Here is a 25,062-nt window from a genome sequence, read left to right on the forward strand (position 1 = left end):
TCCTGTTTCCGCGGGATCGAGGCCACGACCGCCTGCGGCGGCGGGCCGATTCGCCCCTCAATCCTGTTGAAACAAGGTCCGGGGCGGCAGCGCCGCCGCCTTGCCGCGACAGGCCGTCAGCGCGACCGGCCCCTCGTCGCCCGTGGGGCGCGAGGCCCGGTCGATCGCATTTTTGAGGAGCGGCGACAGCGAGCCATTATATTCGGGCGACACGAAGGGCAGGCCATCCTGCTCGACGAACAGCGCCTTCAGCCGTTCGGCGTCGGGCGGAAAGGCGTTCGCCTCGATCGCCGCCGAATAGAGCGGCAGGTCGAAGGCGCCAGGGTCCACGCGCGGGTGACGCGCGTGGACCCTGGGCTGGCGGCGGCAAGTTCGGCGAGCCCGCGATTATAGAGCGGCGTGCTTCCCGCGACAACGGCGATGCTGATCGTCATTCCTCCCCGACAAGATGGTTAGAACGCCAACCTGTTCTTTGTCGCAAGGGCAAGAGGCAAGCGGTCAGGCCTTGATTTCGGACAGCACCGCCAGCTTGCGCGTTTCCTCGGCCAGATTGTCGATCACGCGCCGCATCAGCGATTGCAGCATCTCGACCTCCGCGTCGGTCATGCCCTTGGTCGCGATCTCGTGGATCTCGGCATTCATCGGCGCAAGGATGAGTTCGAGTTTCTTGGCGTGCGGAGTCAGATAGATGAAGGTCTTGCGCCGGTCCTCGGCGGTCTTCCTGCGCGTGATCAACCCCGCCTTTTCGAGCCCCTTCAGCGCAACCACCGTCGTCGGCTCGCGCATCCCGACGCGCTCGCTCAGCTCGCGCTGGGTAATGCCGTCCTCGCGCCATAATTGCCGCAGGAAACGCCACTGGCCGGCCGAGACGTCATGCGTCAGCGTGCGGCGTTCGAGCAGCCGTGAAAAGGAACGAAAGACGACGCGCGCCAGATAGCCGATGCTGTTTTCGGGATTGGTATAATATTCGGCCGGATACCGGTACGCCTGCTTGTCTTTCGCCAACTTCCTGCTCCCCTGCCGCGGACCCGGACGCCCGACGTCCCCGTTCGATCGCGAATCCTTAGGGCGCGGGGATTCGTGCGGCAACCATCTTCATTGCCGCATGGCGCGCCTTTTGCGACCGCCCCTGACAGGATCGGACAAGCCGCGTCGGCTCATTTACTTAGGGTCAGATCCGCCCCAGCGTTTCGCGGCGCGGGCCGAGATAGCCGAAGAGATAGGCCGCGACCTTGCGCATCTGGATCTCTTCGGCGCCTTCGGTGATGCGATAACGGCGATGGTGGCGATAAATATGCTCGAAGGGCTTGTGCCGCGAATAGCCGATGCCGCCATGGACCTGCATCGCGCGGTCGGCGGCTTCGCAGACGAGGCGGTTCGCCCAGTAATTGCACATGCTGACCTTGTCGGACAGCGTGCGCTCGATCTCCTTGTGCGGCGTATTGTCCATGTCCCACGCGGTTTTGCGGATCAGCAGCCGCAGCATTTCGGCCTGCGTCGCCAGCTCGACGAGCGGGAACTGGATCGCTTGATTTCTGGCGAGCGCTTCGCCGAAGGGCTTGCGTTCCCGCGCATATTTGACGCTTTCTTCGATGCAGTAGACCGCGGCGCCGAGCGAGCTTGCGGCCTGACGAATGCGGTTCTGGTGGACGAAGCTCTGCGCGATCGACAGCCCGCCGTCCACCGGGCCAAGCCGCGCGCTGTCGGGCACCCACACGTCGGCAAAGGTCATGCGGGGATGATCGGTGGGCATGTTGAACGTCCACATATATTCATCGACCGTCATGCCGGGCGTGCCCGTCGGCACCAGCAAGCAGGTGATCCCCTTCGCATCGCCGTCGGCGCCGCTCGTCCGGCAAAAGGTCGCGCAGTGCGTCGCGACGTGCATCCCGGTGATCCACATCTTGCGGCCGTTGATCAGCCAGCCGTCGACGCCGTCGCGCGTTTGCCGCACCGCGCGCGTTTCCATATGCGTCGCGTCGCTGCCATGGTCCGGCTCGGTCAGGCCAAAGGCGGTGCGACGCCGACCCTCGAAGCCGCCGAGGATGAACTCCGCCTTCTGTTCCTCGCTCGTCGCGAACTGCTCGAACATTTCGACGAAGGGGAAATTGCCGACGATGCTGTGCTCGTTCTGCAGATCATTGTGCAGCCCCAGCCCCTTGGCGGCAAAATGTTCGCGGATCACCGCCATCCACAGGTTTGATCCGTCCTTGCCGCCATATTTCTTCGGCGCCGAAAAGCGCCAGTGGCCCGCGGCGTCGGCGCGGCGCGTCGCCTCCTTGAGCAGCGCTTCCCACTCATGGCGCGGCAGCCCCTGATTGTCCCAGTCGGTGCGGCTATGTTCGCGGCGATGGTCGAAAAAGCGGATATTGTCGTCGGCTTCTTCGAGCGGCTTGATCTCCGCTTCGATGAAGGCGTCGAGTTCGTCCAGATAGGCCTGCAAATCGGCCGGAACCGCAAAATCCATGTCTCTCTCCCTAGTCGCTTATTGGCGCCATTCGGCGCGCGCCGCCGCGAGCGCGGCATATTTCGGACTATCGACCGCGCATTTGTCGAGCACCGCGCGGCGCAGCTTTGCGAGGAGGCCCGGCCGCGCGAGCGTCGCCGTGCCCGACAGCAGTTCGTCCGTCAGCGCCCTGTCCTCGGCGCGCGTTCCGGCATCGAGGTCGCGCAGCACGATCCCGAGCGCGTTCATCGCGACCACCGTTTCGAACTTCGCATGGCCCTCGGCGTGCGGCTTGATCGCGCCTTCGATCCAGTCGCGCACCGCCTGCACCATCTCGCGGTTCGTCGGCTCGCCGGTCGGCGCGGGCGCGGCGGGCTGCGAAGGGGGCAGCGGGCGGGCGCGCTCGGATTCGGGTGCCTCGGTCTCCAGCAGCCGCACCAAATCCAGTTCCTGTTCGGCGGTGCGCCGCCCGACGACGACGCGCTCGACGGTCCTGTCCGCGCCGCTCCGCCACGCCTCGCCCATCTGGAGGCAGCCGAGCGCCCACCAGAGCGTGCGATAGATCAGCCAGAAGCGGAAGCGGTCGCGATCGACGGGACCGCCGCCCCCCGCCTCATAGGCCGCAAAATAATCGTCCAGACTGCCCAACCCAAGGGCCGGCCTGTCGAGCCGCCCGAAGCGCCACACCGTCATGCAGCCAAAGGCGAGATCTTCATGCGCGTCGCCCAAATGCGCCAATTCCCAGTCGAGCACCGCGGCAAGCCCGTTCGCATCGACCATGACATTGCCCATGCGATAGTCGCCATGGACGAGCACCGGATCGGCGGGCGCGGGCAGATGATCCTCGCACCATCGGATCGCGAGCGCGATGACCGGCCGGTCGCCGCCATAGTCGAAGAAGCGCGCCTTGAGCGCCGCGAGCGCCTCGCGCGTGTCCATGTGCGGAATCGCCGGAGGGATCGTGGCGAGCGGAATGGCGTGGATGCGGGCCAGTTCGCGCCCCAGATCGGCGAGCAGCGACGGCGGCGGATCGCCAAGAATCTTCGTCGGCGCCACCTCCGCCATCACGCGGCGCATGACATAGCCCGTGCCGAGGCCATCGGCATCGCCCAGCACACCCACCACTTCAGGCGCCTTCACCCCGCCCGCCCGCGCCGCGATCACCAGCGCCGCCTCGTCGGCGTGGCCGAAGGGGCGATCGGCCATATAGGCCGCCGACGGCGCGCGCCGCAGGACATAGGGTGCAGCGCGTCCCCCGCTGCTCCACTCGAACGCCCAGCTTTCCATATTCGCGCCGCCCGACAGCCGCGAAAGTGCGGAAAGTTCACCCTCCCCGGCGAATCGCCGCATCGCGGTCGCCAGCCGTTCCGCCAAATCATTCATCCCCACACCCCGCAGCCCATGCGGTCGAACCAATGGGAAAATCCCCACATTTGCAATCCCCAACGAACCGAACCTGTCGCTTTCGACCGGCGGATGCTATTGCTTAGTATTCTAATGATACAGAAGGAACGAAGTGGGGACAAGGCTCGTCGCAACGCCGCGTCATCGTCAGGGGGCGGGTTCGGCGACGGCATCGTGCCGCGCCCCCGCTGCCGCGCCGACCGACGAGACCATGATGAGCCCGATCGCCAGCCACTGCGCCGCCGAAAGATGCTCACCCAGCAACACCACGCCGATCAGCGCACCGACCGCGGGTTCGGCGCTGAGCAGCGTGCCGAAGCTGCTCGGCGGCAGGCGGCGCAGCGCCACCATCTCGAAGCCATAGGGGATCGCGCTCGACACCAGCCCGACCGCAAGACCGAGCGCCAGAATCTCCGGCTGGAGCAGCGCCGGGCCTGCCGCGACGATACCGACCGGCGCCGCCAGGATCGCCGCGACGACCGTTCCCGCCGCGGCGGCGGCGGGTCCATGCTCCACCCCCGCGCGCTTGCCGAGCAGGATATAGGCCGCCCAGCACGCTCCCGCGATCAGCGCGAGCGCGACGCCGCGCCAGTCGAGCGCCGCGGCGCTGTCGCGCAGCGGCAGCAGGAGGAGCAGCCCCGCCACCGCGATTGCGATCCAGATGAGGTCGCGGCGGCGGCGCGAGGTGAGCACCGCGACGCCCAGAGGCCCGATGAACTCGATCGCGATCGCGATGCCGAGCGGGATATAGGCCAGCGCGTGATAGAAGCTGAGGTTCATCGCGCCGAGCACCGCGCCATAGACGAGGATCGACCGCCAGCCGCCGCGAAGGTCGAGCCGCCACGGCCGCAGCACGATCGACAGGAGGAGCGCGCCAAAGATCAGGCGCAGCGCGGTCGCGCCCGCGGGGCCGACGAGCGGGAACAGGCTTTTGGCGAGCGCCGCGCCGCCGGTCACCGACACCAGCCCGATGAACAGGGCGCCGAGCGCGAGCAGATCGACGCGGCCGGACGATGAAGGGGTAGCCTGGGAGATTGTCATGATGCTCGCTGTCGTTGCCGGGCATCTGGTTAGGCGGTCTCGCGGCGTCAAGGAAGCATCCAGTTCGTCGCGAAACGCGAAGGATGCCGAAAGACGCTCGGCGCAGGATCGAGAGCGCTATCGCGGCAAGAACAAGGGGAATCGGTCGATCGAACGATGAATGGCGCACCCCGCGACACCGATGCGCGGTGGCCGGCGTTCGCGCGATATGTTCCGGATCGACCTGGCAGGGGCAGCAGGACTCGAACCCGCGACCCTCGGTTTTGGAGACCGATGCTCTACCAACTGAGCTATACCCCTAGGCCGGAGTGCGCCCCTAGCCCGATTGGCGAGGCGGGGCAAGGGGGATGAAAGGTGGGTCACGGCTTGCGCGCGCGGTCGGGGCTGATATGCGCATGGGGTCCATGACCGCCGCCCCTTCCCTTGCCCAGCTCGCCGGGCCGCCGCAACATTATCTCGGCGGAATCTCGCTCAGGCTGCTCGCGATGGTCAGCCTTTCCTTCATGTTCGTGCTCGTCAAATATGTCGATGCCGCGGGCGTGCATATCGTCGAAAGCCTGTTCTGGCGGCAGGCGCTCGTGCTTCCCTTCCTGCTCGCTTGGGTGATGGCGACGAGCGGGCTTGCATCGCTCAGGACGCGGCGCATCGGCGCCCATGCGCGGCGCATGGTCATGGGGCTCACCGGCATGGCGTGCAATTTCGGCGCGATGATCCTGCTGCCGATGGCCGAAGCGACGACGATCAGCCTGTCGGTGCCGATCTTTGCCGTCATTTTCGCCGCCATCCTGCTCGGCGAAGCGACGGGGTGGCAACGGTGGAGCGCGGTGATCGTCGGCTTCGTCGGCGTGCTGCTCGTGCTCGATCCCATCGCAGGTTTCGCGGGCGGCTTCGGCGGCGACCATGGCGTCGGTACGCTCGTCGCGCTCAGCGGCGCGATCATGACCGCGCTCATCACCATTGCCGTGCGCGACCTCGGCCGCACTGAAAATGCCGCGACGATCGTTTTCTGGTTCAGCCTCCTGTCGATGATTCCGCTCGGCATCGCGCTGCCCTTTGTCATCACGCCGCACGACGGGCGCGAATGGCTGTTGCTCGCCGGGCTCGGTTTTCTCGGCGCCGTCGTGCAGATGTCGCTGACGGGGGCGCTGCGGCTGGCACCCGTGTCGGTCGTGATCCCGATGGACTATTCCAGCCTGCTCTGGTCGATCGCGGCGGGCTGGTGGTTCTTCGGCACCCTGCCCGCCGACACGACGTGGATCGGCGCGCCGCTGATCGTCGCATCGGGGCTGTTCATCGCCTGGCGCGAGCATCGCCGCCATATCGACCGCCCGAAGGAGGTTGCCGCATGACCCGTCCCATCCTCTATCATTGCCCCGACGCGCGCTCGCTGCGCTGCCTGTGGGCGGCCGAAGAGGCGGGGATCGACGTCGACCTCAGGCTGTTGCGGTTTCCGCCCCGCGCGTTCGAGCCCGATTACCGCGCGGTGAACCCGCTGATGACCGTGCCCGGCTGGGTGGAGGATGGCCGGTTGATGACCGAATCGGCGGCGATCTGCGAACGCATCGCCGAAGGAACGTCGCTGGAGGTGCGCCGCAACGAGGCCGATTATTGGGACTATCGCAACTGGCTGCACCGCAGCGACGCGACGCTGACCTTCCCGCTCGCGATCATGATCCGCTACACGCGCGTCGAGCCCGAGGAGCGGCGGCTGACCCAGGCCGTCGCGGATTACAAGGCCTTCTTCGGCGGCCGCGCCAGGAGCATCGAGGCGGCGCTCGCCGACGGGCGCGAATGGCTCGTCGCGGGGCGCTTCACCATCGCCGACATCGCGATCGGCTATGCCGCCTTCCTCGCGACGACGCTGGGTGCGGACGATGTGCTGGGCGAGGCGACAAAGGCATGGCTCGCCCGCTGCGTGGCGCGCGACGGTTTCCGGCGCGCGCGCGAACGACAGGCCGCGACCTGACGAAAAAGGGCTCCACCAATAAGGTGAAACCCTTCGTGCCCCCGTGCATGGCAAAGCCAACGAGGAAAACCATCGGCCCTTTGGGGTGTAGGTCGCGTAAAGGGCCGTATGTGAGGCTGATTTTACGCGGCGCGCTGGGGGTTGGCTTTCACATTCTCACCATGGACATAAACGGGATGACGCCCACGTTTCGGCGGTTTCGGGGTGGAAGCGGTCGGCACAACCTCCGCACAGTCCATCCAAAGGTCAGGAAAGGTCAGCCTTGTGCGGCCGCCGATTGGCCGCGCCCGGTGCGTAGGCCGCGCGCGATTGATGCCCGCATCCCCGCGCCGGGCTGCGAGCGCTTTTGTCCACATATTGAAAGAGCCGGGATGAAGGCTGGCACAGCCGGGCCATGTAGGACAGCGCTTTTTTGTTGATGCCCGCTTTGGGGTGGGGAGCTGCCTTTCCCCTCTCCCGTCGGGAGAGGGATACGCAGGCTTGGTTGCGTAGCAACCTAGCCGAAGTTGGGTGAGGGGATCACCTGTCCACCATGAAATCTAACCTCAGGCACCCTCACCCAACCCTCTCCCAAGGGGAGAGGGCTTTATGACCGCAACCGGTCGCTAAGGGACACCCCCGTCAATTCACCATCCGCTCATAGCCTTCCCAATAGGGCGCGCGCAGATCCTTGCGCAATATCTTGCCGCTGGCATTGCGGGGCAGCGCGTCGATCACGTCGATACTGCGCGGGCATTTGAAGGGAGCGATGCGTTCGCGCGCCCAGGCGATGATGTCGGCTTCCTCGATGCGCGCGCCCGGCTTGGCGACAACCACCGCCTTCACGCTCTCGCCCCATTTAGCGTCGGGGATGCCGATCACCGCCACCTCCTGCACCGCGGGATGGCCAAAGATCGCGCTTTCGACCTCGGCCGGATAGACATTCTCGCCGCCGGTGATGATCATGTCCTTCATCCGGTCGTGGATGAACAGATAGCCGTCCTCGTCGAGATAGCCCGCGTCGCCGGTGCGTATCCAGCCGTCGTCGGTCATCGTGTTGGCGGTGGCGTCGGGCAGGTTCCAGTATCCCAGCATATTGTTCGACGAGCGCGTCACGACCTCGCCCACCTCGCCCGTTGGCAGCGGATTGCCGTCGGCATCGACGACGCGGATCTCGACGCCGGGCAGCGCCTTGCCCGCCGAGCGCATCCTTTTGTTGCCCGCCGGGTCATGGTCCTCGGGCGGCAGCATCGAAATGGTGCCGGTCGTTTCGGTCATGCCATAGGCCTGGATGAACTGCGCGCCGAACACCTGGATGCACTGGCGCAGCAGTTCGAGCGGGATCGGCGCGGCGCCATAGAGAATATATTTGAGGCGGCTGTAATCGACGCTGGTGCAGCGCGGGTGCATCAACAGCATCTGGAGCGCCGCGGGGACCATGAAAAAGCGCGTGACGCCATGCTGTTCGACCGCGTCGAACACCCCCTCGGGGTTGAACTCGGCGAGGACGATGCCGGGAAGCCCCGCCGCAAGCGCCATGATGCCGAGCCCGGTGCCGCCGATATGCGCGCACGGCATCGCGACCAGCACCGCCTCGTCATCGTCCCATCTGGTATAGGGCAGGTCGAGCGTGCTCGAATGTTTGCGCAGCGCGAACAGGTTGCGGTTGGACAGGACCGCGCCCTTGGGATTGCCGGTGGTGCCCGATGTGTAGAGTTGCAGCACCGCGTCGTTGGCGCCCGAAGGGTCAAAGGCGGTGCGCGCCGCCCCTTCGATCATCGCCCATGCTTTTGCAGCATCGACGATGACGGGGTCATGCTCCAGCCTGCCCGCAAGCTGATCGGCCAGTCCCTCGAACCCCGGCCCGGCAAACACCATTTTCGCGCGCGTATCGTTGACGATGAACGCCCATTCGGCCGGCGACAGCCGCCAGCCGACCGGCGCCATCACGATCCCCGCGCGCGCGGCGCCATAGAAGAGGATGAAATAAAGGTCGCTGTTCTTGCCGATCCACGCAACGCGGTCGCCCTTGTTCAGCCCCGCGCCGAGCAGCGCCGAGGCGACGCGGGCGGTCAGATCGTCGAGGTCGCCATGGCTGTAGACGCGATCCTCTTCGCGAAGCGCCACCCGGTCGGGACGCTCGGCGGCCCAATGGGTCAGAAACTGATCGAATGTGAACAGGTCCGAAACGTCGCGGGCCATCGCCTCTCTCTCCTCGAATCGCGTCGTTCGCGCGGTTGCATAGAAAGCTAGCGATTGGCGCGCCGAGGTAAAGCGCCGATCCCCTGCCCTGCCCGATCGGTCAGGTGCCGCGGAACAGCAGCATCAGATTGTTCGCGGGCATGGCGCGGCGTTCGGCAAAGGCCAGCCCGGCGTCGTCGGCGGCGGCCTTGACCGCATCGGTGTCGCGCAGCCCCCACGCCGGATCGCGCGCGCGCAGATTGGCGTCGAAGTCGAGGTTGCTCGCCGCGGTCGGCACATCGGGTTCGATGAAGGGGCCATAGAGGATGAGCGGGGCACCGGGCACGAGCAATCGCGCCGCCCCCGCGAACAGGCCCAGCGTCGCAGCCCACGGGCTGATATGCACCATGTTGATGCACAGGATCGCGTCGGCGCGCCCGGTCGGCCAGTCGGGCGCCGCCGCATCGAGTGCCAGTGGCGGTGCAAGATTGGCAAGCCCCGCCTCGGCGCGCCAGGCGGCGATCGAGGTCAGCCCGGCGGGGTCGGGGTCGCTCGGTTGCCAAAGGAGGTGCGGAAAGGCCGCCGCGAAATGCACGGCATGTTCGCCCGACCCGCTCGCAACCTCCAGCACCGTGCCGAACTCGGGCAGCCAGTCGGCGAGCACCGCGGCGATGGCGTCGCGGTTGCGCAAGGTCGCGGGCGCGTGGCGCTTGTCCGCCGCGCCCTCGTCACCCGGCATCCACGGCTGCGGCGTCACTTCGCCTTCGCCTGCGCCCGCGCGCGGCGTTCGCGGACGATCAGCCACGCGAACAGCCCGACCGGCCCGACGAGCAGGGTCAGGAGCAGGAAGGGAAATTGGGCGATGCGGCTGAACCCCTTCTGATCGGCGTCGCGCGCGATCCACATGCCGGTGAACAGGTCGAAGGCGAGATAATGGATCCAGCCGAGCGTCGCGCCGCCGGGGCTGTCGAACAGCATCATCACGCCCTTGAGCGTCGTGAAGTCGCCGCCGCCCGGCCCGCCGGGGTCGATGCCGCCGGTGAGGAATCCGGCGATCAGCACGGTGTAAGCGAGGCAGAGCAGCGCCACGCCGAGGTAGAGGATCAGCGCGAGCGTCCCTGGCCCGCGCGGCAGGAAGGCGAGCGCGATCCACGCCGCGATGGCCCAATAATTCGCCAGCAGGAACAGGCTGTCCCAGCTCATCGCACCCTCCCCTGTTACCCGTCATCCCGGCGAAGGCCGGGATCTCATCCTGTAATCATGACGCACCGGCGAGATCCCGGCCTTCGCCGGGATGACGATGGATTATAGATCGCCTTCCCACGCCAGCACGGGCTTCCGCGCCGCCAGCGTCTCGTCGAGCCGCGCGCGCGGGGCGAAATGCGGCGCCGATTTGAGCGCCGGGTCGCCGTTCTTCGCGCGCATCGCGATGCTGCGCAGCGCGCCGATGAACTGGTCGAGCACGGCCTTGCTCTCCGTCTCGGTCGGCTCGATCAGCATCGCGCCGTGGACGACGAGCGGGAAATAGACCGTCATCGGATGATAACCTTCGTCGATCAGCCCCTTGGCGATGTCGAGCGTCGAAAAGCCCTCGGCCAGCCCCTTATCGCTGAACAGCGCCTCGTGCATACAAGGCCCCGATGCCGCGAAGGGCGCGTCGAGCACGTCCTCCAGACTGCGCAACACATAATTGGCGTTGAGCACCGCATCCTCGGCGACCTGCTTGAGGCCGTCGGCACCGTGGCTGAGGATATAGGCGAGCGCGCGGGTGAACATGCCCATCTGACCGTGGAAGGCGGTCATGCGGCCGAAGGTCGCGGGATGCTCGTCGGCGGCATTTTCCTCCTCGATCAGCTTGAACGTGCCGTCAGCATAGCGCGCGACGAAGGGCAGCGGGCCATAGGGGGCCAGCGCCTCCGACAGCACGACCGGCCCTGACCCCGGCCCGCCGCCGCCGTGTGGGGTCGAGAAAGTCTTGTGCAGGTTGATGTGCATCGCATCGATGCCAAGGTCGCCCGGACGCACGCGCCCGACGATCGCGTTGAAATTGGCGCCATCGCAATAGACATAGCCGCCCGCGGCGTGGACCGCGTCCGAAATCGCCTTCATGTCGCGCTCGAACAGGCCGCAGGTGTTGGGGTTGGTAATCATCACCCCGGCGACATCGGGGCCGAGCCGTGCCTTCAGCGCCGCCAGATCGACGCGACCTTCCTTCGTCGCCGGAATATCCTCGACGGTGAAGCCCGCAAAGGCCGCGGTCGCAGGGTTGGTGCCGTGCGCGCTTTCCGGCACGAGAATGACGCGGCGATCCTCGCCGCGCGCCTCCAATGCCGCCTTGATGCACAATATGCCGCACAGCTCGCCGTGCGCGCCCGCCTTGGGCGACATGGCGACACCATACATGCCGGTGAGCTTGATCAGCCATACCGCGAGTTCGTTGATCACCGCGAGCGCGCCCTGCACCGTTTCCTGCGGTTGCAGCGGGTGGACGTCGGCAAAGCCCGGCATCCGCGCGACCTTTTCGTTCAGGCGCGGGTTGTGCTTCATCGTGCAGCTGCCGAGCGGGAAGAGGCCGAGGTCGATCGCGTAATTCTGGCGGCTGAGGCGCGTATAGTGGCGCACCGTTTCGGATTCGCTGAGTCCCGGCAGGCCGATTGGCCCGCTGCGCATCAGCGAACCGAGGTCGGGCGCGTGCGGCTCCTCGTCGAAATCGACGCCGGTGGTTTCGGTCGAGCCGATCTCGAAAATCAGCGGTTCTTCGAGCATCAGCGCGCGATTGCCGGTGAAGGTCACATTGTCGTCGGCACCGCCCGCGGCATTCATTTCGGGGCGCCAGCCGGCAGGGTTGAGCGCGGTCATGCCAGCACCTCCTTCAGCGCCGCGGCGAAGGCGGCAATATCCGCCTCGGTCACGGTTTCGGTCACGGCGACGACGAGCCCGTTTTCGAGGGCCGCCGTGTCGGGATAGAGACGGCCGAGCGAAACGCCGCCCAATATGTCCTGCTCCGCGAGCCTGTGGACCACCGGCCGGGCGGCGGTGGGCAGCAGCAGCGTGAACTCGTTGAAGAAGCTGTCGTTCATCACCGACACGGCAGGCACCTTCGCAAGTTCCGTCGCCGCTGCCTTGGCCCGGCCATGGTTGATCGTGGCGAGCTGGCGCAGCCCGGCCTCGCCCAGCAACGTCATGTGGATGCTGAATGCCAGCGCACAAAGTCCTGAATTGGTGCAGATATTACTCGTCGCCTTCTCGCGGCGAATATGCTGTTCGCGCGTCGAGAGCGTCAGCACGAAACCGCGCTTGCCATTGGCGTCGACCGTCTCGCCGCACAGCCGCCCCGGCATCTGGCGGACATATTTACTCTTGCACGCAAAAAGGCCGACATAGGGGCCGCCGAATTGCAGGCCGACGCCGAGCGACTGGCCCTCGCCAACCACAATGTCGGCGCCCATTTCGCCCGGCGACTTGATGAGGCCCAGCGCGACGGGTTCGGTGACGACCGCGATCAGCAGCGCGCCCGCAGTCTGACAGGCCTCGGCAAGCGTCGTCATATCGTCGATGCGGCCGAGGATGTCGGGATATTGGACGACGACGCAGCTCGTCTCCGTGTCGATGCGGCCCGCGAGCGCCGCCCAGTCGGTGCCGGGTTCAAGGCGAGGATCGCCGTCGACGAGCACATCGCGGGTATATTTGGCCATCGTCCGCGCGACGCTGCGATAATGCGGGTGCAGGCCGGTCGACAGCAAGGCCTTGCTGCGCCTGGTAATGCGCCGCGCCATGACGATCGCTTCCCAGCAGGCGGTCGAGCCATCGTACATCGACGCATTGGCGACGTCGGTGCCGAACAGCCGCGCGACCTGGCTCTGGAACTCGAAGAGCATCTGCAACGTGCCCTGCGCGATTTCGGGCTGATAGGGGGTATAGGCGGTCAGAAACTCGCCGCGCTGGATCAGATGATCGACGCTGGCGGGCACATGGTGACGATAGGCGCCCGCGCCGAGGAAGAAAGGCCCGTCGCCCGCGGCGCGATTGCGGCGCGCAAGCGCGCCCATATGGCGTTCGACCGCAAGCTCGCTCGCGTGCATCGGCAATCCGGCAATCGGACCGTCGAGCCGCGCCCCGGCGGGGACATCGGCGAACAGTTCGTCGATCGACGACGCACCGATGGCCCCCAGCATCGCTGCGCGGTCATCGGGAGTGAGCGGGAGATAACGCATGAACTACTCCACAGAAGAGTCTGGATTGACAGAATAAAGCTGCGCCGTGTCGGCAAGCGCACCGGCGAAGACCATCGGCCCCGCATGGGTGGTGCGGACCCACGGCGCGAGCCAGATGCGAAAGCCCGCGTCGCGCACGCGGCGGCAAAAGGCATAGTCGTCGGACAGCAGCGCCTCGCTTTCGGGCTCGATCATCGGGCAGAAAAAGGCGGGCTCGCGTTCGCCGACGCCATGCGCCTGCCGCTCGGCGGGATCGGGGCGAAAGACGAGATCGGGCAAGGCGGTGCGCATCGCTTCGAGCACCTCGCGGCGGATCAGCATCATCGCGGTGCCGAGCCGCGCCAGCTCGACCAGGTCGGTCATCTTGAAGCTTTGCCGCGGGTTCAGGAAATGCAGCGCATAATCCCCCGAATAACGCGCAAGATCGGCGGGGTTGTCCTTTGCCAGCCCCTGCTCGACCGCGCGTGCGACGTTGCGCCAGTTGATCATCCGCCGCGGACAGGGGCCACCGAGGACGCCGACTTCGGCGTGCGCGTCCATCGCGCGGACCAGCGAGAAGACATCGTCGACCGAAAAATCGATGTCGGCATCGACGAACAGCAGGTGGGTGCAGTCGCTCGCGAGGAACATCGCGGCCAGCATGTTGCGCGCGCGGGTGATCGACGGCTGATACAGGATGAACTCGAACCGCACCGGCACGCCCATCGCCTGCGCGCGCAGCGCCAGATCGAGCGCGGCGCGGACATAGGTGCCCTGTGCGCCCTCATAAATGGGCGTCGCCACCATCAGGCGGCACTTGGCCAGCGCGGGATCGGCTGCGGTCATCATGTCCCTTCCCCCTCCCGTCCGCGGGCGGGGCGGTCGGTTAGAGGGCGTCGCAGAAAGCCTTGTAGGCCTTTGCGTCCATCAGGGCGTCGAGCTGGCTCTTGTCGGCCAGCGTCATGCGAAAGAACCAGCCCTCGCCTTCGGGATCCGAATTGACGAGCGCGGGGTCTTCCTCGAGTTGCGCATTGCCTTCGGTCACCGTGCCATCGACGGGGGCATAGACGTCGCTCGCCGCCTTCACCGATTCGACCACCGCGGCATCGCCGCCCTGGCTCAGCTCGGCACCCGTGTCGGGAACCTCGACGAACACAATGTCGCCAAGCTGGCCCTGCGCAAAGTCGGTGATGCCGACCGTCGCGACATCGCCATCGACATCGATCCACTCATGTTCCTCGGTATAATAACGCGGCATCGGTCAGGCTCCCTGTTTGCGCACATAGCGGTGCGGAATGAATGGCATGGCGGTGACGGTGCAGGCGACGCGCTTGCCGCGCACCTCGGCGGCGACCGCGGTACCCGGCTCGGACAGCCCCGTCGGGACGTAACCCATGGCGATCGGCGCGCCGACGCTGGGGGCAAAGCCGCCCGACGTCACGACGCCGATCTCGGTGTTGCCGTCGAACAATTTGGCGCCCTCGCGCACCGGCAGCTTGCCGTCGATGACAAGGCCGACGCGCTTGCGTGGAGAGCCGTCGGCCAGATGCCCAAGGATGCGCGCCGCGCCGGGGAAGCCGCCCTCTTCGCGGCGGCGCTTGCTGATCGCAAAGGCCAGGTCGGCCTCGACCGGGTCGATGCTTTCGTCGAGATCGTGGCCATAGAGCGGCAATCCCGCTTCGAGGCGGAGCGAGTCGCGCGCGCCGAGGCCGATGGGCTTCACCTCCTCCATCGCGCAAAGCGCGTCGGCGAAACTCTCCAGCGCGTCGTTCGGCAGCGAAATCTCGAACCCGTCCTCACCGGTATAGCCCGAGCGGCTGATCGCGATCGCATGGCCGTTCCATGTCGCCGGCATCGCCTGCATAAAGACGAGGTCCGCTGCTTCGGGCACAAGGCGCGCGAGCGCCGTCACCGCCTTTGGCCCCTGCAACGCCAGCAGGCCGTAATCCTCATTATGGTTGAGCGTGATATCATCGGGCAGATGCTCGCGCAGATGGGCGATATCGTCCCATTTGACCGCGCCATTGACGACGATGCCGAACTGGTCGCCCTCGTTGGTGATCATCAGGTCATCGAGGACACCGCCTTCGTCGTTCAGCAGCAGCGAATAGCGCATCCGGCCGGGCTTCAGCGCCGAAATATCGCCGGGGACCAGCGTTTCGAGCGCCTTGGCGACGCCCTCGCCGCTCAGCGCCAGCTGGCCCATATGGCTGACATCGAACAGCCCGGCATTCTCGCGCGTCCACAGATGTTCGGCCATGATGCCGTCATATTGGATCGGCATCCAGTAACCCGCGAACGCGACCATGCGGCCACCCTTCGCGCGGTGCCAGGCGTCGAGCGGCAGCGTCGCCGTTTCGATCGGAATCTCATCGTCTTCGTGCATGTCGCACTCCCGTCGTTGACACGGCGCGGCGCGGCCCGGTGCCGCGCGGTCGCCATGCCCCCTCTGTCACGGGAACCTGAGAGTTTTCCTCCATCGGTTGACGGAGTTACCCCTTCGGTGGTTCCGACAACCCGCCGGAACGCTTTCCAGAGTGTCCGTTCCAGCCTGCGCGGTCCCTTTGACCTGAGAGTTTCCGGGGCGGTTGCTCCTTCGGTGGTGAGGCGCCGGTTGCCCTGCCCTCACGCTCTCCCGCGCGGCCGGTCGAATCTCTTGCGAGGCCCGACAGACAGCCGAGCCTTGGCGCTGCCCCCTTGCGGAGTCAATCGGCGAGCGCGCGGATCGCGTCGTTTTCGTGGATATGCACGCCCGAACCACCCTCGGCGGCGAGTGCCACGATCGCCGCGGCGACGTGGACGACCGAAATCGACCGGTAACGACGAAAGCTCCCGTGGAGCAGCGCATCGGCGAGCGGCGCGGCGATCGTCGCGAGTCCCTCGCCCAGCCGCGGCGGGCCGGGCCGGTCGCCGCGAAGCAGGCCGGGGCGGATGAGGTCGAGCCGGTCAAAACCCAGCGTGATCAGGTCGCGCTCGGTCTCCCCCTTGGTGCGCAGATAGAAATTGCCGCTCTTTGCCGACGCGCCGACCGAACTGACGGCGATCATATGTCGCGTTCCTCCCGCCCTCGCACCCTCGGCAGCCGCGAGCACAAGGTCGTGGTCGACCGCGCGAAAGGCGGCCTGCGATCCCGCCCGGCGGATCGTCGTGCCGAGACAGGAGATGAGCACCGTCGGCCTTTCGGCGGCGATGATGTCGGCCCAGTCCTCGGGCGGTGCAATCACGTCTTTGTGATGCGGCGCAAGGCCGTCGACCGGCCGACGCGCAAGCACGGTCAGGGGCGTTGCACCGAAATGCGCGATTACCGCGCGCCCGACCATCCCGGTCGCGCCGACGATCAGCGCATCAGGCATGGGCGAGCGGCGCCGGCACGGCATCGCGTCCGAAGATTTCGGCGTAGCGGTCGATGGCAAAGCGGTCGGTCATCCCCGCGATATAGTCGCCGATATGCCGGTTTGTCGCCCATTCTTCGCCCGGCAAACGCGCCGACCAGTCCTCGCCCATCAGGCGTGGGTCGGCGGCATAGGCAGCAAAAAGCTCGCCCACCACCTTGTTCGCGCCCTCTGCGGCAGCGAGCTGTTCGGGATGGTGATAGAGGTTTTTGTACATGAAGCGCTTGAGTTCGCGTTCTGCGGCCGCAAGCTCTGCCGAAAAGCCGCCGAGCGTCCGGCCCACCGCGCGCACCTCGTCGGCGCTTGCAACGCCCGCATCGGCGACATTGGCCGCGGTCGCGGCGATCACGTCGTTGACCATGACCCCGATCTGGTCGCGAACGAGTTCGCGCAGCAACCGCTCGCGCGGCGCGCCCGGAAAGCGCGCTTCGACCGCGCGGTAATTGGCGGCGACAAAGGGCTGTTCCATCAGCTGGTCGAGATCGAGCAGCCCGGCGCGCAGCCCGTCGTCGATGTCGTGATTGTCATAGGCGATGTCGTCGGCAACCGCCGCGACCTGCGCCTCGAGGCTCGCATGGCTGGCGAGGTCGAGCCCGAAATCGGCGTCGATCATCGCCAGCGCCCAGCCGGGGTGCGTCACCGGGCCATTGTGCTTCGCCAGCCCTTCGAGCGTTTCCCACGTCAGATTGAGCCCGTCGAACAGCGGATAAGGGCATTCGAGGCACGCCAGTGTGCGCAGCGTATGACCATTGTGATCGAAGCCCCCGTGCGCCGCCATCGCCGCCTTCAGCGCATCCTCGCCTGCATGGCCGAAGGGCGGATGGCCGATATCGTGCGCCAGACAAAGGGCTTCGGTCAGATCTTCGTTGAGCCCCAGCGCGCGGGCGATGCCGCGGCCGATCTGCGCGACCTCGATACTGTGGGTCAGGCGGACGCGGTAATGGTCGCCGTCGGGGGCAATGAAAACCTGCGTCTTGTGGCGCAGACGGCGAAAGGCGATCGAATGGATGATGCGGTCGCGGTCGCGCTGGAACGCATCGCGCGGCCCGCGCACGACGCGGCCCGATTCGGCATGGCGGCGCCCGCGGCTCTGCGCCGGGTCGCTGGCGCAGCGGGCAACGCTCACTGCAGCGGTTCGACGATCTCGCCGACCTCGCAGCTGAAAAGAAAACCGTCGCCTTCGGCCTTTTTGTAATCGGCGAGCCAGTCCTGCGCCGCCTTGCGGTTCGCGAACGGGCCGACGAGCAGGCGCCGGGTCTGACCCCATTCGGCGGTCGCGCCCGCCTTGCCCTTGAACAGCGCCGCATTGCGCTTGGCGAAGCGGTTATAGTCGAAAGCGAGCGCCTTCGGGTTGGCGCCGGTCGCGATCTGCACCCAGATACGCGCGGGATGCGCCTTTTTCTTCGCGGCTTCTTCTTTCGCCCTGGCGTCGGCCTCGGCCCTTGCCCTGGCGGCGGCTTCTTCCTTCTCGCGCTTTGCCGCTTCGGCAGCCTCGGCCTTGCGCTTGTCATCGAGCAGCTTGGCGAGCGTCTCGGCGCCGATCGCATCGTCGGGGCGCGCGAGTTCCTCGGGGGGTATCTCGATCGACCCAACGATGTCGGCGAGCGAGGCGAGCGGCGCGGCGGCGGGTGCCTGCGCAGCGGGCCGCGGCGCCGCCGGGGCCGCGGCGGGCGGTGCGGGCGCGATGTCGGCGATCGAGAAGCCCGGCCCCGCCGGCGCTTTCACCGCCGACGTCGGGGGATTTGCGGGCGGGGAAGAGGCTGGCACGGGCGTTTCGGCGCGCGGGCGGCTGGGCGGCATCGCGGCGGGCGGCGGCGGCGGCTTCGGGACCGGAGCGGCGGCCGCGGGCGTGGAGGTCGGCGCGCTGCGGCGCGGAGCGGGCGCCGGCCGGGGCGTCGGCGTCGCGGTCGCCACCTGAACCGGCCGCTGCGCCGCGGCGGGCTGGCCGCTCGGAAAGCGACCGAAATGTGCCGCGGCAGCCTTTTGCGCGGGATTGAGCCGGTCCATCTGCACCAGATAGGGCAGGATATTGGCTGCCATCGGCGCGGGCATCGTCGCGTTGACGATCTCGCTTGCCTCCCTGTCGCGGCCGTTCATCGCCAGGATCATCGCGCGAAGCCGCCACGCGCCGCGATCCTGCGCGCGCAATTGCGGCGTCAGCAGCTGGATCGCGCGATCGGGGTCGCCGCTGATCCCCAGCGACAGGGCATAACGCCGGGTCAGTTCGGCATCGGGCGCGATCGACAGCGCGAGCTGATAATCGCGCTGTGCCGCATCCTGTTGTCCGAGCAGGTCGCGCGCGAGCCCGCGGTCGGCGAGGAACAGCCGTTCGGGTGCGCCCAGAAGCTGCGCCTCGCCGAAATAGTCGAGCGCGCGCGTCGGATTTTCGGAATGCACCATCGCCGAGCCGAGCGCCGCCTTGACCGCGCCGTCGCGCGGCCTGGCCTGTTCGGCGCGGAGCAGAAAGCCGAGGGCGGCGCGATAATCCTCGAGCGAGATCGACGCACGCCCGGCGTCGAGCAGCGCGGTCGCATCATTATTGTTCGACGCCAGCCGTGCCAGCGACGCGGAAAGCAGCGCGCGCGCGGCGCTGCGCTTTTCCATCGCCGCGCGCGTTGCCGCGTCGGGCGCGGCCGCCTGCATCGCATGCACCGACGGAATGCCGAGAGTCCCCAACAACAACGCGCCCAGCGCTGCCACGTTACGCCGTGTGCGCGCCGGCTTCGCCGTCAATATCGCTTGCCGCATGGGCAAATCATCCCGTTTCCGGCCTGCCAAGCCCGGCGGTCGGCCGTCCGAAAGCCCTGTTACTGGTTGTTCTGCCGCCCCAGGAAACGCGGAATGTCGACCGCGTCGCCCTTTCCTTCGTCGCCGTCAGACGTGCCCGCGCCCCGCGACAGGCGCGACATGCGCTCGAACAGCGTGCCGCCGCCGATCGAGCGCGCGGGCGGTTCGGCCGGAGCCTCGGCAGGCGCGGGAGCATGGCTGTTCGTCGGCGCCGCGGGCGCGTCAAGCACAAGCTCGCCGACGGTATCGTCATAGCTTGCCGCGACCTGCGACAACTCCATCGGTTCTTCCTCTGCAGGCGCGGTCACCGCGGGTTCGGCCGTCTCGCCGAGCGAAAAGCCCGGGACGGGGTCATTATCTTGCGCAACCGGATGCTCATCGGCGACGGGCTCTTCCTGCACCGCCGGTTCGACCACCTCTTCTGCGGCGGGCGCTGGAGCCGCCGAGCGCGCGGGCGCGAAGGAAAAGCTGCGCGTCGCGGGCGCCGCCTGCGCTGCCTCACCCGTACCGTCGATGCCGGTCGCGACGACCGAGACGCGGATCTTGCCATCAAGGCTGTCGTTGAAGGCACTGCCCCAGATGATGTTGGCGTCGGGATCGACCAGTTCGCGGATGTGGTTCGCGGCCTCGTCGACTTCCATCAGGCGCATATCCTCACCGCCGGTAATCGAAATGATGACGCCCTTGGCGCCCGCCATCGACACGCCGTCGAGCAGCGGGTTGGCGATCGCCTTTTGCGCCGCTTCGAGCGCGCGGCCGTCGCCTTCGGCCTCGCCGGTGCCCATCATCGCCTTGCCCATTTCGCGCATCACGCTGCGCACGTCGGCAAAGTCGAGGTTGATGAGGCCGGGCATGACCATCAGGTCGGTGATGCCGCGCACGCCCTGTTGCAGCACTTCGTCCGCCATGGTGAAGGCTTCCTTGAAGGTCGTGTTCGGGTTGGCGACAAGGAAGAGATTCTGGTTCGGAATGACGATCAGCGTGTCGACGTGATCCTGAAGCTCGGCAATGCCCGCGTCGGCCGAGCGCATCCGCCGCGCGCCTTCGAACATGAAGGGTTTGGTCACGACGCCGACGGTCAGGATGCCGCGGTCGCGCGCGGCCTTTGCGATCACCGGCGCGGCGCCGGTGCCGGTGCCGCCGCCCATGCCCGCGGCGACGAAACACATATGCGCGCCGTTCAACGCCTCTTCGACCTGCGCGATGCTTTCCTCCGCGGCCGCGCGCCCGACCTCGGGCCGCGACCCCGCGCCCAGCCCCTGGGTGATCTGCGTCCCCAGCTGGATGCGTCGTTCGGCGGGCGAGGCGTTGAGCGCCTGCGCGTCGGTGTTGGCGACGATGAAATCGACGCCCTCGACGCGCGCCGCGATCATGTTGGCGATGGCATTGCCGCCCGCACCGCCGACGCCGATCACCGCGATGCGCGGCTTGAGCTCGTCGACCTGCGGCGGGCCAATGTTGATGCTCATCAAAATGTCTCCCTGCAGCGGCGGACAGGTGCCGCTTCCCCAACCTTGCGACCCGGCCGGGCGGCAGTCCATCCGCCCGGTTTTCTGTCACCGCATTGCACTATTGTGACGCCGGAATCACCCAAAAAATTAACCTTTTTGCCTTGCTGCGGCTAAAAACTGCTTTTCAATGCTGCCATCAAGCGATGGAGGATCGACGTGCCCGCCGGCTTGTACACATCCTGGGCCATCATGGGCAGGTCGCGCAGGTCGACGGGGTCCGACGCGGCATAGAGAACCAGACCCGCGAGCGTCGCGAAAGCGGGGCCGCTATGCGCATCGGGCAGGCCGTGCAAGCCGCGCGGTCGCCCGACGCGCGCCGCGCGACCCAGCGCGCTCTGCGTGTAATCGGCGATTCCTTTCAGGTCGGCGCCGCCGCCGACGAGTACGACCTGCCGCCCGATCGGGCCAACGAAATGCAGGTCTTTGAGCGTCCGGCCGATCTCCCCCATCATCGCGTCGAGCCGCTGGCGGATCACCGAGACAAGCTGCGCGCGCGTGATACGCGGGGAATCGCCGCCCGCGGGCGTGCCGGGTTCGAGCTCGATCACATCATTATTGTCGCGCGGGCTGGCCGACGCCGAGCCGTAGAAGCTCTGAAGCCGCTGCGCCTGGCTGCGGCGGATGCCGAAGGCCGAGGCGATGTCGTCGGTGATGTCGCTCGCACCAAAGGGCAGCGAGGCCATTTCGACAAGCATTCCGCCGGCATAGAGCGAAACCGTCGTCACCGCCGCGCCCATCTCGACCAGCGCGACGCCGAGATCGCGCTCCTCTTCCGACAGGCAGGCAAGCCCCGCCGCGATCGGCGAGGCGACGACGGCATTGACGTCGAGATGCGCCTGCCGCACCGCGGCCTCAAGGTTCCGCACCGGCGCGCCATCGGCCATGATGATATGAATGTCGACGCCGAGACGGTCGGCGTGCAGCCCGATCGGGTTCTTGACCCCTGTGAGTCCGTCAAGCGTGTACAGCGCGGGCTGCGCGTGCAGGATCATCCGCCCTTCGGGGTCGATCCCCGCCCGCCCCGCCGCGAGCAGATCGTCGATGTCCTCCTGTTCGATCCGGTGACCGCCAAGCTCGCTTTCGATCGGCGCGACGTCGCTGAGGAGGCTCCCCGCCGAGAAGCTGACCCACACATCGTCGATGTTGAGCCCGGCGATGCGTTCGGCCTGTTCGATTGCCTCGCGCACGACATGCTCGGTCTGCTCCATGTCGGCGACATAGCCGCGCTGGACGCCGCGGCTTTCACGCTGGCCGGTGCCGAGCACATGCAGCTTGCCGTCGGCGGTCTGCCCCGCGATCAGCGCGCAGACCTTCCACGACCCGACATCGAGCGCGGTGATGATCTTTTCGATGCGCGGCGGCGCCATCTTCTAGCCTTCGTTCGACTGACTTGCAGCGACCGCGTCCACGGCGGCGCGCGCGTCGTCGAGCTGGGCAGGCGCCACCTGCCCCTCGTGCGGCAGGCGCAGCACGAAGCGCGCGGGATCGCGCATGTCGAAACGCAAGATGCCGCGGCCGAGCAGGCGGTTCGCACCATCCATGTGCGCAAATTTGGCCAGCGCCGCCTTCGCCGCCTCTTCGCCTTCGGGCAGCGACAGCGTCTCGCCGCTGCGGAAGCGCAAATCCCAGCGGCGGTTGCCGACCCACGTCGCGCCCGCGAGCAGTTCCTTGAGACTGCTCGCCTCCGACAACAGGCGCGCCAGATCCTGCGCGCGCTGGTTCGCCCTGGGGCCGATCACCAGCGGCAGGTCGGGCATCGTCGCGACGGTGACGCGTTCGAGGACGACGCCCTTGTCGTCGATCAGCGACAGGCGATTATTGTGCTGCCAGATCGCGGCCGGTGTTCGTTCGACGATGTCGATCACCAGCGTATCGGGAAGGCGGCGCGACACGCGCGCGTCCTTGATCCAGCCATATCGCATCAGGTCGCGACGCACATCTTCGAGGTCGACCGCCGCCATCGAGCGGTCCTTCTGCGCGAGCGCGATGTCATAGACTTTCAGCCGGTCGATCCGGTCGGCGCCGACGACCTCGACCTTCCTGACCTGAAAGCCCGCGCGGCCGACCGCCTGCGCATATTCCTCGTGGATTTTCGCAGTGACGCCCGTTGCGTGCGCGGCGAGGCCGGCAACGGCGAACAGGCTGACGCCCACCGTCCAGTTGGCGATCTTTTGCAGCCGCTGCGGACTGATCGGCAGCGCGTTGATGATCGCGTTGAGCCGCGACTGCTGAACCTTGCGCCGTTTCTTCGGCGCGCGCGCGGGCCGCCGCGGCGGCGCCTTGGCGCGCCTGATCTTCGTACTGCTCACGGCCGCCCCCTCATGTCAGTGCTTCCTCGACGATGCGTTCGACCAGTTCGGCGTAATCCATCCCGACCGCGCGCGCCTGTTCGGGGACGAGGCTGAGCGGCGTCATGCCGGGCTGGGTATTGACCTCGAGCAGGAAAATCCCCGCAAGGCCGTGCTCGTCGTCCCAGCGAAAATCCGAGCGCGACGCCCCCTTGCAGCCGAGCAGCCGGTGCGCCTGCAGCGCCAGATCCTTCATCCGCTGCGCGACGTCATCCGGCACGTCGGCGGGGCAGACATGCTCGGTCAGCCCGTCGGTATATTTGGCGTCATAATCGTAAAAGCCTGATTTGACGCGCAGTTCGGTAACAGCCAGCGCCGTGTCGCCCAGCACCGCGACGGTGAGCTCGCGCCCCTTGATGAACGGTTCGGCAAGCAGGCGGTCGAACTGCTGCCACGGGCCCAGTGCATCGCGCGAAATGGGATTGCCGTAATTGCTGTCGTCCCTGACGATCGCGACCCCGACCGACGAGCCTTCATTGACGGGCTTCAGAACATAGGGGCGTGGCAAGGGGTCGACCGAAAAGAGGCTTTCGCTGTCGACCATCGTTCCCGTCGGCATGGGGATTCCATGCGGCACCAGCGCCTGCTTCGTCAATTCCTTGTCGATCGCGATCACCGAGGTGACGAGCCCGCTGTGAGTATATCTGAAACCCATCAGGTCGAGCATCCCCTGCACCGTGCCGTCCTCGCCGGGAACGCCGTGGAGCGCGTTGAACACGACATCGGGTTTCGCCTCGGCCAGCCGCAGCGCGACGTCGCGGTCCATGTCGATACGCGTGACCTTGTGCCCACGGCTTTCGAGCGCGTCGGCCACGCCCTTGCCGCTCATCAACGACACCTCGCGCTCGGCCGACCAGCCGCCCATCAGGACGGCGACATGCCACGGACCCCGGCTCATTCGGCCTTACCCACGCGCTGAATCTCCCACTGCAATTCGATGCCGCTCTTGTCCTTCACCCGGCGGCGGACTTCTTCGCCCAATGCCTCGATATCGGCGCTCGTCGCATCGCCGGTATTGATCAGGAAATTGGTGTGTTTCTCGCTGACCTGCGCGCCGCCGACCATCAGCCCGCGGCACCCGGCCGCGTCGACCAGTTGCCAGGCCTTGTGCCCGGCGGGGTTCTTGAAGGTCGAGCCGCCGGTTCTCGAACGCAGCGGCTGCGAGGCCTCGCGGCTCGCCGAGATGCGGTCCATCTCGGCCTGGATCGCCGCCGATGCGCCGGGCCGGCCACGAAAGGTCGCGCCGACGACCACCGCGCCCTCGGGCAGTTCGCTGTGGCGATAGGTGTAGCCGAGGTCGGCAAGTGCGAGCGTCTTGCGTTCGCCCGAGCGCAGCACGACGTCGCAATCGACCAATATATCCTTGACCTCACCGCCATAGGCGCCGCCGTTCATGCGCACGAAGCCGCCGACGGTGCCGGGAATCGAACGCAGGAACTCCATCCCCGCAATCCCCGCGTCGCGCGCGGTCGAGGAAACGAGAATGCCCGACGCTCCGCCGCCGCAGCGCAATGTGGTGGCGTCGATCGGTTCCACCTTGGCGAAAGCCTTGCCCAGCCGGACGACGACGCCGGGAAATCCGCCGTCGCGGACGATGAGGTTCGAGCCGAGGCCGAGCGCCATCACCGGGATCGCCGGATCGAGGTCGCGCAGGAAATCGGCGAGGTCGTCGACGTCCTTCGGCTCGAACAGCCAGTCGGCGGCGCCACCCGACTTGAACCAGACGAGCGGGGCGAGCGGGGCTTGCGGGGTGAGCTTGCCGCGAACGGCCGGCAGGGTGGCGGTTGCGCTCACGACCCCAGCCCTTCCCCGTT

Annotated in this window: 23 protein-coding genes, 1 tRNA gene and 2 riboswitches; of the genes, 2 read left to right on the plus strand and 22 right to left on the minus strand. The window is 67.1% G+C overall.

What is annotated here, in order from left to right:
- Window positions 1-57 precede the first annotated feature (57 nt).
- From SALA_RS09430 to SALA_RS09455, 6 genes are all read right to left on the minus strand, one after another.
- Window positions 58-330, minus strand: coding sequence for an NADPH-dependent FMN reductase (locus SALA_RS09430; RefSeq protein ID WP_011542147.1), 273 nt, complete (start codon window positions 328-330; stop codon window positions 58-60).
- Between the two features lie 168 nt (window positions 331-498).
- On the minus strand, window positions 499-1,005 hold the full coding sequence (locus tag SALA_RS09435) for a MarR family winged helix-turn-helix transcriptional regulator (RefSeq protein ID WP_011542148.1): 507 nt from the start codon (window positions 1,003-1,005) through the stop codon (window positions 499-501).
- Between the two features lie 166 nt (window positions 1,006-1,171).
- Window positions 1,172-2,467: an acyl-CoA dehydrogenase family protein gene (locus tag SALA_RS09440; RefSeq protein ID WP_011542149.1), complete on the minus strand. Its 1,296-nt coding sequence runs from the start codon at window positions 2,465-2,467 to the stop codon at window positions 1,172-1,174.
- Between the two features lie 18 nt (window positions 2,468-2,485).
- Window positions 2,486-3,829, minus strand: a complete 1,344-nt coding sequence (locus SALA_RS09445; protein ID WP_011542150.1) for a phosphotransferase family protein — start codon at window positions 3,827-3,829, stop codon at window positions 2,486-2,488.
- 168 nt (window positions 3,830-3,997) lie between these two features.
- Complete coding sequence (locus tag SALA_RS09450) at window positions 3,998-4,891, minus strand: EamA family transporter (RefSeq protein WP_011542151.1); 894 nt, start codon at window positions 4,889-4,891, stop codon at window positions 3,998-4,000.
- Between the two features lie 224 nt (window positions 4,892-5,115).
- Window positions 5,116-5,191 (minus strand) — tRNA-Trp (locus SALA_RS09455).
- Window positions 5,192-5,295: 104 nt separating this feature from the next.
- On the opposite strand from SALA_RS09455, the gene SALA_RS09460 reads away from it, so the two are divergent.
- Together SALA_RS09460 and SALA_RS09465 are read left to right on the plus strand one after the other, a co-directional pair.
- Window positions 5,296-6,240 carry a DMT family transporter gene (locus SALA_RS09460; RefSeq protein ID WP_153802675.1) on the plus strand — a complete coding sequence of 315 codons (945 nt, stop codon included), beginning with the start codon at window positions 5,296-5,298 and terminating at the stop codon, window positions 6,238-6,240.
- Window positions 6,237-6,857 (plus strand): glutathione S-transferase family protein, encoded by a 621-nt coding sequence (locus SALA_RS09465; RefSeq protein WP_011542153.1) that lies wholly within the window; start codon window positions 6,237-6,239, stop codon window positions 6,855-6,857. The genes SALA_RS09460 and SALA_RS09465 overlap by 4 nt, the downstream gene beginning before the upstream one ends.
- A 621-nt stretch (window positions 6,858-7,478) precedes the next feature.
- Here SALA_RS09465 and SALA_RS09470 read toward each other — a convergent pair.
- The 16 genes from SALA_RS09470 to murB form a co-directional block, all read right to left on the minus strand.
- Entirely contained in the window at window positions 7,479-9,038 is a 1,560-nt protein-coding gene (locus SALA_RS09470) for a fatty acid--CoA ligase (protein ID WP_011542155.1), read from the minus strand.
- Between the two features lie 100 nt (window positions 9,039-9,138).
- Window positions 9,139-9,756 carry a DUF938 domain-containing protein gene (locus tag SALA_RS09475; RefSeq protein ID WP_192807473.1) on the minus strand — a complete coding sequence of 206 codons (618 nt, stop codon included), beginning with the start codon at window positions 9,754-9,756 and terminating at the stop codon, window positions 9,139-9,141.
- A 14-nt stretch (window positions 9,757-9,770) separates the two neighbouring features.
- On the minus strand, window positions 9,771-10,220 hold the full coding sequence (locus SALA_RS09480; protein ID WP_041383225.1) for an abscisic acid-deficient protein Aba4 family protein: 450 nt from the start codon (window positions 10,218-10,220) through the stop codon (window positions 9,771-9,773).
- A 102-nt stretch (window positions 10,221-10,322) separates the two neighbouring features.
- Complete coding sequence (gene gcvPB, locus SALA_RS09485) at window positions 10,323-11,876, minus strand: aminomethyl-transferring glycine dehydrogenase subunit GcvPB (RefSeq protein WP_011542157.1); 1,554 nt, start codon at window positions 11,874-11,876, stop codon at window positions 10,323-10,325.
- Window positions 11,873-13,231 (minus strand): aminomethyl-transferring glycine dehydrogenase subunit GcvPA, encoded by a 1,359-nt coding sequence (gene gcvPA / locus SALA_RS09490; protein WP_011542158.1) that lies wholly within the window; start codon window positions 13,229-13,231, stop codon window positions 11,873-11,875. Before gcvPA ends, gcvPB begins: the two co-directional genes overlap by 4 nt.
- A 3-nt stretch (window positions 13,232-13,234) precedes the next feature.
- Entirely contained in the window at window positions 13,235-14,059 is an 825-nt protein-coding gene (locus SALA_RS09495; protein ID WP_011542159.1) for a glycosyltransferase, read from the minus strand.
- Between the two features lie 37 nt (window positions 14,060-14,096).
- Complete coding sequence (gene gcvH, locus SALA_RS09500) at window positions 14,097-14,468, minus strand: glycine cleavage system protein GcvH (RefSeq protein ID WP_011542160.1); 372 nt, start codon at window positions 14,466-14,468, stop codon at window positions 14,097-14,099.
- A 3-nt stretch (window positions 14,469-14,471) separates the two neighbouring features.
- Complete coding sequence (gene gcvT / locus SALA_RS09505) at window positions 14,472-15,596, minus strand: glycine cleavage system aminomethyltransferase GcvT (protein WP_011542161.1); 1,125 nt, start codon at window positions 15,594-15,596, stop codon at window positions 14,472-14,474.
- A 53-nt stretch (window positions 15,597-15,649) separates the two neighbouring features.
- Window positions 15,650-15,756, minus strand: a riboswitch (glycine riboswitch).
- Window positions 15,757-15,858: riboswitch (glycine riboswitch) on the minus strand.
- A gap of 57 nt (window positions 15,859-15,915) precedes the next feature.
- Complete coding sequence (locus SALA_RS09510) at window positions 15,916-16,563, minus strand: NAD-dependent epimerase/dehydratase family protein (protein WP_011542162.1); 648 nt, start codon at window positions 16,561-16,563, stop codon at window positions 15,916-15,918.
- Window positions 16,556-17,728, minus strand: coding sequence for a deoxyguanosinetriphosphate triphosphohydrolase (locus SALA_RS09515; protein ID WP_011542163.1), 1,173 nt, complete (start codon window positions 17,726-17,728; stop codon window positions 16,556-16,558). Before SALA_RS09515 ends, SALA_RS09510 begins: the two co-directional genes overlap by 8 nt.
- Entirely contained in the window at window positions 17,725-19,281 is a 1,557-nt protein-coding gene (locus tag SALA_RS17465) for an SPOR domain-containing protein (protein WP_237700853.1), read from the minus strand. The genes SALA_RS09515 and SALA_RS17465 overlap by 4 nt, the downstream gene beginning before the upstream one ends.
- 128 nt (window positions 19,282-19,409) lie before the next feature.
- Window positions 19,410-20,858 carry a cell division protein FtsZ gene (gene ftsZ / locus SALA_RS09525; RefSeq protein WP_011542165.1) on the minus strand — a complete coding sequence of 483 codons (1,449 nt, stop codon included), beginning with the start codon at window positions 20,856-20,858 and terminating at the stop codon, window positions 19,410-19,412.
- A 152-nt stretch (window positions 20,859-21,010) separates the two neighbouring features.
- The gene (gene ftsA, locus SALA_RS09530) at window positions 21,011-22,267 is read right to left on the minus strand and encodes a cell division protein FtsA (RefSeq protein WP_011542166.1); all 1,257 of its coding nucleotides are present in this window, start codon (window positions 22,265-22,267) and stop codon (window positions 21,011-21,013) included.
- Between the two features lie 3 nt (window positions 22,268-22,270).
- A complete protein-coding gene (locus tag SALA_RS09535) occupies window positions 22,271-23,209 on the minus strand; it encodes a cell division protein FtsQ/DivIB (RefSeq protein ID WP_011542167.1) in 939 nt (312 codons plus the stop codon).
- Between the two features lie 10 nt (window positions 23,210-23,219).
- Window positions 23,220-24,146 (minus strand): D-alanine--D-alanine ligase, encoded by a 927-nt coding sequence (locus SALA_RS09540; protein ID WP_011542168.1) that lies wholly within the window; start codon window positions 24,144-24,146, stop codon window positions 23,220-23,222.
- Complete coding sequence (gene murB / locus SALA_RS09545; RefSeq protein ID WP_011542169.1) at window positions 24,143-25,042, minus strand: UDP-N-acetylmuramate dehydrogenase; 900 nt, start codon at window positions 25,040-25,042, stop codon at window positions 24,143-24,145. Before murB ends, SALA_RS09540 begins: the two co-directional genes overlap by 4 nt.
- Between the last annotated feature and the right edge of the window lie 20 nt (window positions 25,043-25,062).

This window comes from Sphingopyxis alaskensis RB2256, from assembly GCF_000013985.1.
In the GTDB taxonomy this organism is placed as follows: domain Bacteria; phylum Pseudomonadota; class Alphaproteobacteria; order Sphingomonadales; family Sphingomonadaceae; genus Sphingopyxis; species Sphingopyxis alaskensis.